The following is a 16,039-nucleotide window of genomic DNA, read 5'->3' on the forward strand; positions in this document are numbered from 1 at the left end:
TTCTACCGTGTCGTTTAGTTAAAGGCTTTTAAAGACCATGCTTACTTCATTTTTTACCTATAAGCAGGGCAAATGATATTTGAATGGATATCATTAAAAATACAATAATAGAGATATAGTTTAAGCGTGAGCCTAAACCTTTTCCTATGGCACTTGGTCAATCTTCCTTTCGACGTATATTACTCTCGCGCATTCTTTTAGTTAGCGTTCCAGTCTTGCTAGTAGGAGTGTACGTTACCTATCAAAAAGCTAGATCGGCTTTTTTAGAAACCGCTAGACAAAACTTGACAGAAAGTGCCGTCAGAAAAGGAGAAATTATTCAACAATCAACCAAAGCTCTCCGTAATAATTTGGCTACTGCAAGTGATGCAGCAATCAAAGGTTCAAATACATTTGACCCTAAAATATATATCGCGCAGTTAAAACAAGTATTACCCGCAGATATCTTATGCGCTCAAATTACAGATCTTAATACTAATGAAATAGCCGCCAGCAACTGCAAAGAACCAGTAGAACTAGAGAGTACTACTTGGCAAAAGAAAAAACAACAGGTTTTAACTACTCCTGCACAAATAAATGTCAAGTTATTAGTTCCCTCAACTTCTTTGGTGCAAAATTCAGAAGATGTTGATGAAAATCCATTACGACGACAGCTTAAACTCTGGTTAACTGCTCCAGTTTACGATCAAAATGGCAACCTTCGTTATGCTCTTAGCGTCAAGTCGGCTATTTTAGCTCAAGAAATTATTGAACCAGGCTCTTTGGAGGGTTATCCCGTCGTCATCAATGAAGACGGCACTATTTTGGCTCATCCTTTTGAGCAGCGGGTAGGAAGAAATATCAAGCAGATGCCTGATTTTCCAAGATTAAATGACTTGATGAAAAATGCGATCGCCAACAAGCCTGATTTTCTCCATTTATTTTATCTTGAAACAGATGGTGTAGAGTTAGTAGCAGGATATAGCTCTATTCCTTCTCCTGTGACCGCAAGCAGCAAGGAAAAGTGGGTAATTTTGGCGGTTAGTCCGATTGATGCAGCTTTAGAACCCCTAAAAGATATTCGCCAAGCTTTAGTGGGTATGACTTTAGGGTTAATTGCAGCCTGCTCCTTAGCTACTTTATATGTTTCGAGGGAGTTGGCTCGTCCTCTAGAGCGCATTAGAGACTATTCTCTTAAAGAAGATCATTTTCAGTCTACTAGCGATCGCCTTCCAGAAAATTTCAAAATCCGTGAGTTTAATCAGCTTTCTCTAGCTCTCAATGATATGGTTAGTCGATTACGAGCCTGGGGAGAAGAAATTGTTTCGGCTTGGCAAGAAGCTCAAACTGCTAATAAACTCAAGAGCGAATTTTTAGCAACTACCTCCCATGAATTGCGAACCCCCCTCAACGGGATTATTAACTGTGTTCGCATTGTGCGAGATGGCTACTGTGATAGTAAAGAAGAAGAGCGAGAATTTTTGCAGCAGGCAGATGATGCGGCGATCCATTTATTAGGAATTATTAATGATGTGCTAGATATTTCTAAAATTGAGGCGGGTAAACTTTCTGTGGTGATTGAAAAAGTTGACCTGCAAAAGATACTGGATGAAGTAGTTGATTTGCATTTAGTCTCAATTCAGCATAAAAATCTGACCTTAGATCGACCAAGTTGGTTAGAGAATATCTATGTTTTGGCAGATCCAGCCAAGCTTAAGCAGGTATTAATTAATGTGGTCAGCAATGCCGTCAAATTTACCGAACAAGGCACCATTGCTATTAAAGTCGAGATTATCGAAGAGATTATTGGTGAGGCAGAGAATCATCAATATCTGTTAGCTTCTGGAGACTATCATGACCCTTCACAGGAATATGAGCCAAGGCTGTTTAAAACCAAAAGTCAGATCCCGCGTCGGCGTAAGACGCAAACGCCAGTTTCTTCAAGTTGGGAAACTCGCCCAACGGACTGGCCCCAGAATGCTGACTTAAAACCTAATTTGTCGAGCGCGCAAAATTATCACAGCACCAATTCTAGCGATGGGGAATTAGAACCCTCCCAGCAAATTCTACTGACTATAGAAGATTCGGGAATTGGGATTGAGAAAAGTCAGCAGGATAAATTATTTAGTCCCTTTGTCATGGCAGATGGCTCAACTACTCGCAAATTTGGTGGTACTGGCTTGGGTTTAGCAATCTCTCGCAATTTGATCGAATTAATGCAGGGTCATATATCCTTGTACAGTGGAGGAGAAGGACAAGGGACAACAGTACAAATTTCTTTGCCTTTAGCTGAAGTTACTGCCAAGTTTAAATTATTACCCCAATCTGGCGATTAGTTGCATCAGTGCTAAGTCTAATGCTTTTGGCTTCTAGCTGTGGGTAAAATTAGCATCCCATCGCCGAAGGAATAAAAACGGTAATTTAAGGCGATCGCCTGCTGATATAGATCTAGTAAACGTTCCCTACCAATTAAAGCACTTACCAGCATCAACAAGCTAGAGCCTGGTAAATGGAAATTAGTAATCAAACCATCTACTATCTGCCATTGATAACCTGGATAGATAAATAAATCAGTCTTGCCTCGAAAAGGCTTGAGGATATTTCCCGACTCGGCAGCCATTTTTGCTGCTCCCTCTAATGCTCTAGTTGCGGTTGTTCCCACGGCAAATACTCTCCCGCCTCTGGCTTTGGTCGCTAAAACTTGCTCGACCGTAGCTTGGCTAACCTCAATCCATTCTTGGTGCATGGAGTGCTGGAGAATATTTTCCGACTCTACAGGACGAAAAGTACCAATTCCTACGTGGAGGGTAATAGAAGTTTGTTCGATACCCTGCTGTTGTAATTTGTTTAATAATTCTGGAGTAAAATGCAGTCCTGCGGTAGGTGCAGCGATCGCTCCTGACTTTTGAGCATATACTGTTTGGTAGCGATCGCGCTCGGCTTCTTGATTGGTAATATAGGGCGGTAAGGGTAACTCTCCGTAGTCCTCTAAAAAATGCCACAATGATTTATTTTCAGGTAGCTCAAATTGCAAAATTCTCCCCCCTGTTGCTTCATCTCTGGCAACTACAGTAGCTTTTAGCTGAAAACCTGCTATTGCCTGAGTATTATTCTGTGGCTCAAACAGAAATTTTGCCCCAGGGGTAAAGCGTTTACCTGGCTTGACTAAAGCCAGCCAACAGTTATCTAATCTTTCTTCGATTAGTAAAATTTCAGCTTTAGAACCACTAGTTTTATGACCGTGTAGACGAGCAGGAATCACACGGGTGTTGTTGAGAACCAATAAATCCCCTGATTTAAGCCAATGGGGCAAATCATGAAAAACCCTATGAACACAAGATGTAGGTGAATCTACTATCAGTAAACGCGAACTGTCTCTGGGAATTGCAGGCGTTTGCGCAATAAGCTTTTGAGGTAGATAATAAGTATAATTAGACAGTAAAAAATCCTGGTTCATGCTCATTTATTATTTTATTTCAAGCGATCCCTATTGGGTAATATCCCCTATAAGAAGTTCAAAAAATCGGGTGCTTTTCCCCTAGCGCAACTGACCTGTTCATTGTCAGACTATAAGTAAGCCTCAGTGAAAATGGTATTTATGGATTATCTTTTTTTTCTGGCAAATGCCAGCGTAACTCTCAGAACAATCGATTATCTCCTCAATATGGAGCATACATCAAACGCTTGTTTAACTGTAATTCATCAAATAGACGGTTGGATTGTCAAAATTCGTTTCCCCCAAGCTCTTAAACCTAGACTGCATGGAGACTTTAAAGCCTTTATGTCCGAACTAGGTATTGCTTATGAACCGCAGATGCGACTTAGAATGGTGTTTTGGAGCTTAGAAACAGGTCAATCTCCTGTAGAAGTAATGCGTCGCTATCAGGTAGCAGTGGTTTCTCACGGCAAACCCGATACTAAAGATATCGAGGCATTCCGCCAGCAGTTTACCAAGGGATTGGGCTACTGCCCAGAAACTTTAGCTTAGTTAAAGTTTCTGGGCAGCTAAAAGCAGCTACTTCTTTAATTAATATAATGCTCGAAAGCATAAGTTGCTGGTAGCTGAGATGTAGATAGGGAATTGGATATCGAACCCTTTAGGCAGTCTTCTCTCATTTCCTCGCCTCAAACATTTAAAGCGATCGCCTCACCGACATTTTCGATAATAGGAAGAATACTTTAAACAACCTTCATTTAACTATTCAACCGAATGTTTTGTTGTGGATGATTGTTCCTTGACTAGACATTTTTCCGAACCGTTTTTTGTTACTTGGTTTTCATCATAGTTACAGTAACTATAAAACAGCACTAAAAGCGATCGCACTGATGATTTGTCAGAATTTTGTCAATACTGACATAACAATGACATAGCTATGAAAGAAGTGCTTGCTAGCTTAGGACAACAAATCATTTGTTGTTAAGCTTTTTATTTTTTGGGGTAAAAACCATGAATACTTGCATTTGCTGTTCCCATAATTTACTGCTTCATCTTCGTTCTCAAAACTTCTACTGGTATTGTCAACACTGTCGTTCAGAATTTAATAGCTTTTCAAGTATTTGTCAGCCATCAAAACCATCTAAGTTAGAGCAAATTCAATCTTATAGCTCATGTTTAATTCCTGCACAATAATTATTAATATTTATAACGATGAATCCATCTCAAACAATTGCTTTAATTTCAGTTTATAGCGATCCTGCTACGGAAGTTGGAAGTCAAAATGTATATGTGCGTTCCTTAGCAGAATCTTTATCTCGTTTAGGATGGCAGGTAGATATATTTACTCGCAAAACCAATGCTGTCCAAGCAAATATAGTACAGCATAATCCTAATTGTCGAACTATTCGCCTCAATGCTGGGGTAATGCAATATATCTCCCAACAACAATTAATTGGTTACTTACCAGAATTTCTCAAACAACTACGTCAGTTTCAAATAATTAATAGAATTCAGTATGGTTTAATTCATACTAATTATTGGCTGTCAGCTTGGGTAGGTATGGAACTTAAGAAAACGCAGCCTCTCAAACACGTCCATACTTATCATTCTCTTGGTGCTGTAAAATATGCTCATACTAACAATCTTACCAATATTGCCAAGACTCGTTTAGCAATAGAAAAAGCTTGTTTAGAAACAGCCGATTTAAGTATTGCCACTTGCCCTCAGCAAAAAGAATACCTACAAGAATTAGTTTCTACTAAAGGTAACATCGAGATTGTCCCCTGCGCTACGGATACTAGAATATTTGGCTCGGTTGCCCATGAAACAGCCAGACAAAAACTAGGAATTAAGCCTGATATATTCAATATTCTTTATGTTGGCAGGTTCGATCATCGTCACGGATTAGAAACTCTATTAAAAGCAGTTAGCAAACCCTATTTGCACAGCGCAGGTAATATTCGTCTGACCTTAGTTAGCAATTCTCATCGCTATTCACATAATCGGCTAGAAAGAAAACGAATTGAGAAACGGGTGCGGGATTTAGGCATTGAGAACATTACTACTTTTGATGAACGACTCAGCCGAGAAAAATTAGCGGTATGCTATGCTGCTGCGGATGTCTGTGTAGTGCCTAATCATTATAGTCCTTTGGGAATGGTGGCAATTGAAGCTATGGCAAGTGGGACATCTGTAATTGCTGCTAATGCAGATAGTTTAAAATACATAGTTCAACATGAACAAACAGGTTTACTATTTCCTGCTCGAAATTCGTTTGTCTTGACTAAAGCAATTTTTCGCTTGATGAACGAACCTGAATGGAGATTAAAGTTGAGCGTTTCTGCCAGAGAAAGAGTTTATGAGTTATTTGACTGGGATGGCGTGGCTAATCAACTAGGAAAATTTTATCTAGAATTAATCGTTTCACAAGATATAAAGATGCCAAACAAATTATTAAAATATTCAGTTCAACCTGTAGGAGTTTAAGTCTATTAGACTTCTGGCAAACTTGCTAACCTAAAACGATTTTGTTAAGCATTACTGCATTCATCAATATCAAGTGTAGTTTATCTTTAACGAGGAATTTATGATCGTAGCTCATCTTATTTTGTTTCTTTTTCTTGGCTTTAATATTTTAGCTCTCACTTGGCTATTTCCGATTAAACATAGTTACAAAAAAACTTCAAAAACTAAAAAGATTTAGATCTTGTTTATAAGGTAATTTATTTTATGGCGATCGCATTATATTTACGCTCGATGAGTCAGGTTTCAGTTTTAAAACCGCAAGAAGTTGTGCAAATTTTGAGAAATCTTATTTTCACTAATAGCTAATAATAACAAACAAATCAAATAAACAATAAAGGCTTGTCTTTTAAAGGTGCAAAAGCTTTTGACTCAAACTTGTACAGACTTGCAGGACGACCAGCACCACGAGATACTTTTACTCCTGTATCTAATAAAATACCCAACTTTAATAAACGCGAACGAAAATTAGAATAGTCAGAAAAGTTTCCACCCAAAATTGTGCAGTAAAGCTGATAAACTTCATTTAAAGTAAATTCTAGTGGCAAGACATCAAAAGCAATAGGGCTGTATTGTAGCTTGTTTTTAAGACGATTCCAGCCATAGCTGAGGATTTGATCGTGATCGAAAGCCAACTCAGGAATCTCGTTTACCTTGTACCAAGAAATACTATTATCTGATTTAGCAATTATTTTGGCATTATCATATCTAAGCAGAGCAAAATAGCTTACCGATAAATATCTGACCCCAAAGCTATCAGGATCTTCTCGAGGATCTCTACCAGGATTACCAAAGGAATATAGTTGTTCTAAATATAAATTATCTACCTGAATTTTTTCGGCTAAAGTACGATAAGCAGCATCGGTTAGAGATTCTCCTTGACGTACTAATGTACCTGGTAAATTCCAGTGGCTTTTAAAAGGTTCTTCTTTTCTTTTACGTAGCAAAACTAAAACGCGGTTATAGGTAGTATCAACCGAAAAAATAACGTTATCTACACCGACTTTAAAATCAGCTAAACTCTCTGATTTGATTTTAGTTTTGGGTTTAATTTGAGAATTAGTTTTCATACTATTTTTTCTTGTCTATGCTGATTTGTTTTTATTTCATATAAATTATGTTGAATAATATAATCATTAACGGTAGGAGTAATTAAGTTTCGATCTTTTTGCAGACGATAAGTGCTAGAAGCTACTTTTGGGGCATTTAAACTGGCGATCGCAACTTTTCCCCCAACTCCTTTTAATGTTTCTAATTCTTGTTCTTGAATATCATATTCTACACGAGGAATAATTAAAACTTTCACTTCTTTTAATAAATCTTCGATACGATACCAGCTACTTATCTGTTGCAAGATATCTGAACCAATTATTAAAGTAAACTCTGCTTTTTGTCCCCATTTTTTCCTGGCTTTTTTGACCGTAATTAAAGTACGGCGATCGCTTAATTCGGGATGCAGGCTAATATTATTATTAGTTAAGCTAATATCTTTGATTGCCGTATGCAACATCTGTGTACGATGTTTTAAAGAAGTTTGATGCTGTTTAAAAGGATTATCTGATGCCCAAACTACCACAAGCTCAAAGTGTTGGGACAACCAAGATAAAATAGTTTGATGTCCTATAGTTGGTGGATCTGCACTTGTACCAAAAAGAGCAATTTTTTTCATTAGTTAATGATCGAGTTACTAAATACAGCTTCAAACTTATTATTTATTATCTGCCCAAACCAGTTTCTAATTAACTGAGGTTACACATTTAATCTAACTGCTGTGATGAAGTAACGGGGAGACAAGAAGCAACTATATGTGTAGCGCGAGAAGCCGTTGCGGGGGGAATCCGCGTTGAGGCGGCTCCATCCGCAAGAAGCGGTATCCGTAATAGACGCAGGTAGTAACTCTATTCCCAAGTCCCCAAGTCCCCAAGCAAAACAGATCGATGAGTGCGTAACATTAGTAATCAATTGTACCTACCTACTTGTATCACTTTAAAATGTTCTGTTCAAATCGGATTTAGTATCAGATTTATTTTTGAAACTTGTCTCCCAGATAATATTGTTTAACTAAGGGATTGCTATACAGTTCTTCGGCTGCGCCAGAGGCTAAAATTTGACCGTCTCGCATTACATAGGCGCGGTCAGTGATGGCTAAGGTTTCGCGAAAATTATGGTCTGTAATTAAGATACCAATTTGGCGATCGCGTAATTGAGCAATAATTTCCTGTATCTCCGCCACCGCAATCGGATCGATCCCTGCAAATGGTTCATCTAATAATAAATATTTAGGACCGTCTAGCCCTGCTGCTAAAGCTCTGGCTAATTCTGTTCGTCTTCTCTCTCCACCCGAAATTAGAGAGCCTAAAGTGTTGGCTACTCTTTCTAAGCGAAACTCCCTCATTAATTGTGCAAGACGAATTGGGCGGGCGGGACGAGGAATTCCTGTTTGCTCTAAAACCAGTAAAATATTATCCTGAACGCTGAGATTGCGGAAAATACTTGCCTGTTGAGTTAAATATCCTATGCCCAAACGCGCCCGTTTGTGGAGTGCCAAGGTGGTTATATGACGCTCATTTAACTTGACTGTTCCATCGTCGGGCTTGACTAAACCTGTAGCTATGTAAAAAGTGGTGGTTTTTCCTGCACCGTTAGGGCCTAGTAGTCCGACAACTTCTCCTGGGGACACCCGAAGATTAACGCGCTTAACTATACATCTTTTGCCATAAGACTTATGGATATTCTCTAAAATTAATGCCACAGGTTTTTTGTTAATCAGTAATCATTGCGGGTTGGTAATAATATAGGTTGATTCTACTTGGCGATTGCTTTTGGGGGTAGCAACAAAGCGACCTTCATCGATTAAATAGGTCATGCTTTCGGCTCGCATACTGTTCCCATCTTGAATCACATAAACATTTCCCGTCAAAATCAAGCGACGTTCACGACTAAAATATTGTGCCTGAGCAGCAGTAGCCTGAATTTGGCGGGCTGGATAATCAATTTGAACATTACCTCGAGCGGTAATGATACCCGTTTGGGAATCAGATTCTTGAACATCTGACTTGAGGGTAATTTCTCCTGGCTTAGGAGATTGCGCCTGTAATGATGAAGGGATAAAAGTAAAAGCTATAACGGTAAACAACGTCGCACTTATTAATCTTTGCCATCGACTACGCAGAAACAGAATAGGAAACATAAATAGAAATATAAGCTAAATCTGAATAACTTTGGTTAAGTTCTGATATTAACAATTTCTCAGACGCTACTTATTCTAAAGAAGTTGCATCCTAACCAGTAAAGATTGAATTCTCGACCAGATTTTGTATTCCTGCGTAGACAAAAGATTAGAGAGCCTGATTTTATAGTTCTTGCTTGGTAGGACGGATAATCATCTCGTTAACATCTACATCCCCTGGTTGTTCAATAGCGTAGGCAATGGCACGAGCGATCGCATCGGCATCGATAGCTACTCCATATAGTTGATTGACGTTTTTTGCTGTTTCCTCGTGGGAAATAGTGTTGGTTAACTCTGTATCTACCGCCCCAGGAGAGATATTGGTTGAACGAATTTCACCATTAGATTCTAGTCGGATTCCTTCTGAGATAGCTTTAACAGCAAACTTAGTGGCACAATAGACTGTTCCTCCAGGAAATACTTTGTGTCCTGCTACAGAAGAGAGGTTGATTATATGACCAGATTTTTGCTGCTGCATGATCGGCATTACCGCAGCAATAGCATACAGGACTCCTTTGATATTTACATCTACCATCTTGTCCCATTCATCTACCTTGCTTGCAGCTAAAGGTGATAGGGGCATCAAACCTGCATTATTGACTAAAACGTCAATACGTTCATAAGCTTGGTGGGTAGCTTTGGCTAAAGCTTCTACCTGATTGCGATCGCTAACGTCTGTGACCTGATATTTTGCTGTACCACCATCTTTTTGAATCTCAGCAACTAACTCTTTAAGGCGATCTTCTCGTCTGGCAGCTAGCATCAATTTAGCTCCACTTTTGGCTAGTCTACGGGCAGTAGCTTCCCCTAGTCCACTACTTGCTCCTGTGATGATAACTATTTTGTTTTGAATCTCAGACATAATTGCTCTTTATTTTGTTAACTTAAAATTAATTGCTCTGTTTTTCTAGTCTGCTTATTGCCTAACTGATGGGAATATCTAAAGTCGCTAGTAGACCAGTCGCCTAGACTAGATACTACTGAATTAAGCAGAGGTATTAAATCTTACTGGAGGTAGATATAGTTAAAACCCGCTCCGATGCAAACTTTGTCAAAGTTTGCATCGGCTTAAAGCGCAATTCAAATCGATGACGATGATTACGGTAAGGCTGTGCCAGAATCGGAAAAATCTTCAGGCAACGAAAACAGGTTAGGGATGTTTCACCAATACTTTATCTCTCTTGCCAATGCACGAGAATTGATATTAGCTCCATGAATTTTTGTCGAATCCTTCTGTAACGAAATCACTTTGATTGATCGAGTCAGGTTTAGCACCGTATAAGGTGTCTAAAAGCTCTCCATTTTTTAGTATTTCTGTTCCGTTAACGTTTCCCATAGAGACAAAAGTCAAGTCAGTAAAGCTTAATCCTTCAGATAAACCCAGAAAATCTACGCCATCTTGGAAATCCAGTACAAGATCTTTACCGCTATTCTGCTCTAATACATAAATATCAGAGCCTGAACCTCCATTTAACGTGTCTTGACCATTTCCACCAATGAGAATGTCATTACCGTCTGCACCGAGCAGATTGTCATTACCGTCGTCTCCTGACATTCTATCGTTGCCTTCGTTACCCCAGAATCGATCGCTATCAGCACCTCCAAATATAAGATCGTCTCCTACACCACCGTAAAGACTATCCATACCTGTATCACCAAATAGCGTATCATCTCCTGAAGTTCCCCCCAATCTATCGTCACCAGATCCACCATAAAGTAAATCTTCTTCGGCTCCACCAGATAAGGTATCATTGCCTGCACCACCATCTAAGACATCTTTATCAGGACCCCAATCTTTGCTAAACTCCCAAGCGACATCTTCACCACCCATCAGTAAATCGTCGCCATTCCCACCAATTAGTGTATCGTTTCCTATGTAAGCATCTAACCTATCATTACCGTTACCACCATCTAAGACATCATCTCCAATACCATCCCATATAGAGTCATTTCCCTCGCCACCAACCATACTATCGTCGCCTTCACCGCCAAAGATACTATCGTTACCTTCACCGCCAAAGATACTATCGTTGCCCATGTTTCCTGACATTCTATCGTTGCCTGCATAACCATACAAAAGGTCATCGCCTTCACCGCCATAGATAGCATCTATCATTACCAAAACTTCCAAGTATAATATTTGTTGATATGCCTTATTCAATCATCGCCAGGTGACGATGTCAAAAAGCTAAGTTTAAGCGCGAGATTCGGCGAACCTGAGTCGCCATGAATAATCGCGCTGTTGGGCGTTGGTAAGCTTACCTAAAACTCTAGAAACCGAATAATCTAATTTTTATTGATGAATCAGGAATTAATTTAGGCATGACACGGTTAAGAGGTCGCGCAATTCGTGGCGAAAGATTACACGAGCGCTGTCCTCGCAATCGAGGTTCAAACATTTCTGTAATTGGAGCATTAAGCATGGATGGCTTGATTGCGACGATGAGTTTGCGCCCGAAGTGTCAACACAGATGTTTTTAGCACCTATCTATATTGAAGAGATTTTAGTCCCTCAACTATGGGTAGGAGCTTATGTCGTGATGGACAATCTTTCTGTTCACAAAGCTACTAAGATTCGGGAAATTATCAACCAAGCTGGAGCAAAATTAGTTTTTTCACCTCCTTACTCACCCGATCTTTCTCCCATAGAATTGTGTTGGTCTAAATTAAAACAATGCCTGCGTCGTGCGCAGATCGTCGAAGACGACGACTGAGAGGCAAAAGCCTCTGCGCAAGAACAACCGACGCAATCAACCAAGCTTTAACTGAGATCGTTAATCAGCAAATTTCTGATGATGATCTTGTTGGTTGGTTTGAACACTGTGGTCTATTCATTTGAAAACCGCTGTAATTGATTTTGCAACCTTAGCCTGTAAGATAGCCCCTTCCCAGCAGAGAGAATAAACCGAGCTAAATCATCAGCCAAATACTGTTCTTAAGTGATTTTTTCTACTACATAAGCTGCTTCTAAGCACCGACTAAAATACTTTTCTAGTAATCGACAAGTCGTCTATCTGTAATGAGCAATTTCTATATCTTATTAAAAACTTATCAATCAGTAAGTTAAATTTGTTAGGGTTAAATGCAAGTAAAATTACCCAGTAAATTATTTGGTTGTAAGAGGCGATTTTGAATAATGGCAGAGGTGAAACCAGTAAATCGAAACAATCAAGAAACCCCAGTCAAAAATTATTCTGGTTTTCGTCGTCAACAACTTTTGTTGTTTATTTTAGCTTCTGTGCTAATTCATAGTTTGGGCTTAGTCATCTTTGGCGTATATCAACGCTTTCATCCTATTGCTAAAGATAAACCTGAAGATAGTAAACCCATTGAATTTGTGGTTGTTCCTCCCGAAGAATCTAGCAAAGAACCACCACCAGAAACGCAAAAAAGAGCAGCAGAAAATTCTGTTGCCGAAAAAAAAGTTGAGCCAAAGAAAACTTCTACCGATCGAGAAATCGGCGATGATACAGCCCCTCCCCCAGCATCAACTCCCTTGGAAGAATCGGCTCCTGCCCCCCAGGTAGCCTCACCTGAACCTGAACCTGAACCCGAACCAGTCGAACCTGAACCCGAACCTGAACCCGAACCCGAACCGAATTTAACTAAATTACCTAAAAACAGTCAGCCACTACTATCAAATCCAGATACTGTTTCAACCTCAAAAATAGACCCGAAACCTACATCTGAATCAGCCAAACCTGAAGCCAAATCAGAACCAGAATCATCTGTCGCCACCACTTTACCACCAAAAGAACCATCCCAAACCGTTCCCAAATCAGGTTCAGAGGCAGTTCCAAGTAATAGTGCCTCTAGTTTATTAGGTGGAGATTATAAAAAAACTCTTGCTAATGGTGGAGGAGATGCGTTTTTTAGCCCAGAAGCTTTAGCTTATAAAGATGTTCTCAATCCTTCTCAGTTAAATGCTCTCAAGGATATCGACTTGAGCGATTATTTTGCCGAGGTTAAACGGCGAGTCAAGAGCAATTGGAATCCCTCTTATGGAGCGGAAGAATATACTACCTATCTAAGCTTTAATATTGAAAAAAATGGTCAAATTACAGGACTCAGGGTAACCCAAACTTCAGGCTCAGAAAAAGTAGATCGAGAATCTTTAGATGCAGTCCAAAATTCTGCTCCTTTTGCTCCTTTGCCTCCTGAGTTTCCTTTAAAGGCGTTAGAAGTTCAATTTAGCTTTAACATTTATATCTATTAAAACGGGATTTAATTTATGGAAAATATACTACAGCTTTTAAAAAGTGGTGGGGTGGTTATGATTCCCTTATTAGGGCTATCAATTTACTCTGTGGCAATAATTTTAGAGCGATCGCTTTTTTGGCTGAAGATATCCCGTGGGCAAAACAGTGTAGTAAAACAACTGCTCAACCAATATCGAGAAGATTCTCAAGCAGCTAGCATCATGCTCAAACGTCACCTCAATTTACCCATTGCCCGCATTTTTTCTGTCGCCCTGTCATTAGAGCGCTCGACACCAGAAAAATTCAAGCTGGCATTAGAAAGTGCTGCTCAAGCAGAAATACCAATCTTGAAGCGATTTAACAATTCTTTGGAAACAGTAATCGGTGTTGCGCCATTATTAGGCTTGCTGGGTACGGTTTTAGGTCTAATCACTGCTTTATCTTCTTTAAAATTAGGTGATATAGAATCATCTCAGGCAGCAGGAGTTACAGGAGGTATTGGTACAGCTTTGATTTCTACCGCAGCAGGATTAATTGTGGCGATCGCCACTCTCTTTTTTGCCAGTATTTTTCGAGGGCTATACCTACAGCAAATCGCCCTAATTCAAGAAGTTGGGGGACAATTGGAACTATTTCACCTTGATAAATACGAACAGCAAGAAATTTATCGAAAATAGAGGCTAAAAGCTACGTGCAATGTCACTCTGAATTTTATTGTCAAATTAACAACAATCTAAATCATGCGCTTACCTGAAGAACCAGATTTACCACCCCAAATTAATATTTTGCCGATGATCGATGTGATCTTCGCAATTTTAGTATTTTTTATTGTTTCTAGCCTCTATTTGACTCGCTCTGAAGGTTTACCCGTCAATCTGCCTGGTGCTAAAACTGCCGTAGTTCAAAAGGCTAAACAGATTACCGTAAGTTTAGACAAAGAAGGCAAGTTAACTATAGATAGTAAACCCGCTCAACTGAATCAGTTAAAAACCGAGATTGAAAAACTTATTAAAACCGAGTCAAATGCTACGGTAATAATCAATGCTGATAAAACCGTAGAGCATGGTCAGGTAGTAGACGTAATCGATCAGCTACGGCAAATTCCTCAAGTGCAACTGGCGATCGCTGCTAAAAAAGAATCTATAGAGAATTAAAGGCTAATAGTTATGGGTTTACTAAATATGATAGATAGTCTTAAAAAGTTATCAAGTAAATAGTTATTAACAACAAACTTTTTGCATGAATATATTTTTTCGATACTAGTTTTAAATTCCTGACTTCTGACTAGCTGCGATGGGTACACCATTCTGACCTCTGACCTCTGACCTCTGACCTCTGAACAGCTAATCATGAGGAAATTAAATGGAATGACTATAAAACTGGCTTACCTGTAGAAACCACCTGTTCGATAATATCGGCAGCTTTACTTGCTCCCCCAGCTTGCTTAATTGCCTCTTGTAGCTTTAGAGCATTCTCTTGATAAGAATCGTCTGTTAAGACTTGCTCGATCGCTTTGCGTAGCCTCTCAACGCTTACTTTTTTCAATGGTACTACTTCTCCTGTACCCGTCCAGGCAATCCGTGCTGCTATTCCTGGTTGGTCATTGGTGATGGGAATAGCTATCATTGGTACACCGTTACTTAAAGATTCGAGGGTTGTATTCATGCCTGCGTGAGTTATGGTCAAAGCTGCTTTTTGTAATAGTTCTAATTGAGGTGCATAGCCAACAGCGATCGCATTTCCAGGTAATTCTGGCAGAGAGTCGGGACTAGTTCCACCGCCTAAAGCAACAACTAATTGAACATCTAAATCAACGCAGGCTTCGGCAATCATTTGAAAAATCCAGAGCAGACGATTTTGGACAGTACCCAGCGAAGCATAAATTAGTGGTTGTCCCGTTAGTTGGTCATAGGGAAAAGAAACAGGCTCTCGACTTGCTGGGTTGCTAAAAGAGCCTGTGAAATGAAAGCAAGTTGGTAGTGTCTTTCTCGGAAATTCAAATTTCCGTGGCTGTTGGCAAATTTGAGCCAATGAGGAATAAGATTCATTAAAATTGTTATAGGGAGATAGATTCCACTGCTGGCGGTAACCATTAATAACCTTGCGTAGAGACTTTGCTAAACTATTACGCAGTACTTTACCCAATTGATTGCGAAGAAGTCCTCGCCAAGAAGGATCGTAATCCCAAGAAGTAAAGTAGGGAGGCACATTTAAGTCTTGATTTAGCATCATGGCACTACACACACTTATAAAAGGTATACCTAGATATTCGGCAACCGAACCTCCTTCGGGAGAAACCTGATCTACCAACAATGCTTCAATATCTGCTTTCTGAATCACTTCTGGGGCATCTCGCAAAACGGTATCTGCATAATCGGCAATCCATTGAAGTGTGTGCTTGACTGCCTTCAATCCACTGAGATTGCCTAAGTGAGTAAAAAAATCTTTGCTTGCTCCTTTGGGAAAATTAGACTTGCCAATTACCTGAAATCCCAATCCCGCTGCCTGAACCTTTGAGTGAGCATCTTCAATGCCGATTACGGTAACGCGATGTCCTCGTTGTTTGAGTTCATAACCGAGAGTCGTCATCGGGTTAAGATGACCTGTTGCTGCTGGGCAAATAATACCAAAATGAGTCACGTTATTTTTTCATGTAAAAAAATCTATTTAATT

The 16,039-nt window shown here is 39.5% G+C and carries 15 protein-coding genes and 1 pseudogene; 8 read left to right on the plus strand and 8 right to left on the minus strand.

Annotated features, from left to right (window positions below):
• The first annotated feature begins 146 nt into the window (after window positions 1-146).
• Window positions 147-2,315, plus strand: a complete 2,169-nt coding sequence (locus tag SLP02_RS18770) for a sensor histidine kinase (protein ID WP_319422248.1) — start codon at window positions 147-149, stop codon at window positions 2,313-2,315.
• 17 nt (window positions 2,316-2,332) lie between these two features.
• On the opposite strand, the gene queA is transcribed toward SLP02_RS18770, so the two are convergent.
• Complete coding sequence (queA, locus tag SLP02_RS18775) at window positions 2,333-3,436, minus strand: tRNA preQ1(34) S-adenosylmethionine ribosyltransferase-isomerase QueA (protein ID WP_319422249.1); 1,104 nt, start codon at window positions 3,434-3,436, stop codon at window positions 2,333-2,335.
• A gap of 141 nt (window positions 3,437-3,577) precedes the next feature.
• Between queA and SLP02_RS18780 the strand changes: the two genes are divergently transcribed.
• From SLP02_RS18780 to SLP02_RS18790, 3 genes are all read left to right on the plus strand, one after another.
• Window positions 3,578-3,967: a hypothetical protein gene (locus tag SLP02_RS18780; protein ID WP_319422250.1), complete on the plus strand. Its 390-nt coding sequence runs from the start codon at window positions 3,578-3,580 to the stop codon at window positions 3,965-3,967.
• A gap of 459 nt (window positions 3,968-4,426) precedes the next feature.
• Window positions 4,427-4,609, plus strand: coding sequence for a hypothetical protein (locus tag SLP02_RS18785; RefSeq protein WP_319422251.1), 183 nt, complete (start codon window positions 4,427-4,429; stop codon window positions 4,607-4,609).
• 18 nt (window positions 4,610-4,627) lie between these two features.
• A complete protein-coding gene (locus tag SLP02_RS18790; protein ID WP_319422252.1) occupies window positions 4,628-5,902 on the plus strand; it encodes a glycosyltransferase in 1,275 nt (424 codons plus the stop codon).
• 359 nt (window positions 5,903-6,261) lie between these two features.
• Here the strand turns inward: SLP02_RS18790 and SLP02_RS18795 are convergent, their stop codons facing one another.
• From SLP02_RS18795 to SLP02_RS18820, 6 genes are all read right to left on the minus strand, one after another.
• Window positions 6,262-7,008, minus strand: coding sequence for an NUDIX hydrolase (locus SLP02_RS18795; protein WP_319422253.1), 747 nt, complete (start codon window positions 7,006-7,008; stop codon window positions 6,262-6,264).
• Complete coding sequence (locus tag SLP02_RS18800) at window positions 7,005-7,607, minus strand: nicotinate-nucleotide adenylyltransferase (protein WP_319422254.1); 603 nt, start codon at window positions 7,605-7,607, stop codon at window positions 7,005-7,007. Before SLP02_RS18800 ends, SLP02_RS18795 begins: the two co-directional genes overlap by 4 nt.
• Before the next feature lie 354 nt (window positions 7,608-7,961).
• On the minus strand, window positions 7,962-8,690 hold the full coding sequence (gene lptB, locus SLP02_RS18805) for an LPS export ABC transporter ATP-binding protein (RefSeq protein WP_319422255.1): 729 nt from the start codon (window positions 8,688-8,690) through the stop codon (window positions 7,962-7,964).
• A 21-nt stretch (window positions 8,691-8,711) separates the two neighbouring features.
• Window positions 8,712-9,128, minus strand: coding sequence for an LptA/OstA family protein (locus SLP02_RS18810; protein ID WP_319422256.1), 417 nt, complete (start codon window positions 9,126-9,128; stop codon window positions 8,712-8,714).
• 163 nt (window positions 9,129-9,291) lie between these two features.
• Window positions 9,292-10,029, minus strand: a complete 738-nt coding sequence (locus SLP02_RS18815; protein ID WP_319422257.1) for an SDR family oxidoreductase — start codon at window positions 10,027-10,029, stop codon at window positions 9,292-9,294.
• A gap of 342 nt (window positions 10,030-10,371) precedes the next feature.
• The gene (locus SLP02_RS18820) at window positions 10,372-11,298 is read right to left on the minus strand and encodes a calcium-binding protein (RefSeq protein WP_319422258.1); all 927 of its coding nucleotides are present in this window, start codon (window positions 11,296-11,298) and stop codon (window positions 10,372-10,374) included.
• Window positions 11,299-11,489: 191 nt separating this feature from the next.
• On the opposite strand from SLP02_RS18820, the pseudogene SLP02_RS18825 reads away from it, so the two are divergent.
• The 4 genes and pseudogenes from SLP02_RS18825 (at window position 11,490) to SLP02_RS18840 (ending at window position 14,520) form a co-directional block, all read left to right on the plus strand.
• Window positions 11,490-11,881 (plus strand): annotated as a pseudogene (locus SLP02_RS18825) (IS630 family transposase).
• Window positions 11,882-12,303: 422 nt separating this feature from the next.
• Complete coding sequence (locus tag SLP02_RS18830; RefSeq protein ID WP_319422259.1) at window positions 12,304-13,383, plus strand: TonB family protein; 1,080 nt, start codon at window positions 12,304-12,306, stop codon at window positions 13,381-13,383.
• Between the two features lie 15 nt (window positions 13,384-13,398).
• Window positions 13,399-14,043 carry a MotA/TolQ/ExbB proton channel family protein gene (locus tag SLP02_RS18835; protein ID WP_319422260.1) on the plus strand — a complete coding sequence of 215 codons (645 nt, stop codon included), beginning with the start codon at window positions 13,399-13,401 and terminating at the stop codon, window positions 14,041-14,043.
• Between the two features lie 63 nt (window positions 14,044-14,106).
• A complete protein-coding gene (locus SLP02_RS18840; RefSeq protein ID WP_319422261.1) occupies window positions 14,107-14,520 on the plus strand; it encodes an ExbD/TolR family protein in 414 nt (137 codons plus the stop codon).
• Window positions 14,521-14,737: 217 nt separating this feature from the next.
• Here the strand turns inward: SLP02_RS18840 and SLP02_RS18845 are convergent, their stop codons facing one another.
• A complete protein-coding gene (locus tag SLP02_RS18845) occupies window positions 14,738-16,006 on the minus strand; it encodes a glycosyltransferase (RefSeq protein WP_319422262.1) in 1,269 nt (422 codons plus the stop codon).
• Window positions 16,007-16,039 lie beyond the last annotated feature (33 nt).

This window comes from Pleurocapsa sp. FMAR1 (assembly GCF_963665995.1).
GTDB lineage: Bacteria > Cyanobacteriota > Cyanobacteriia > Cyanobacteriales > Xenococcaceae > Waterburya.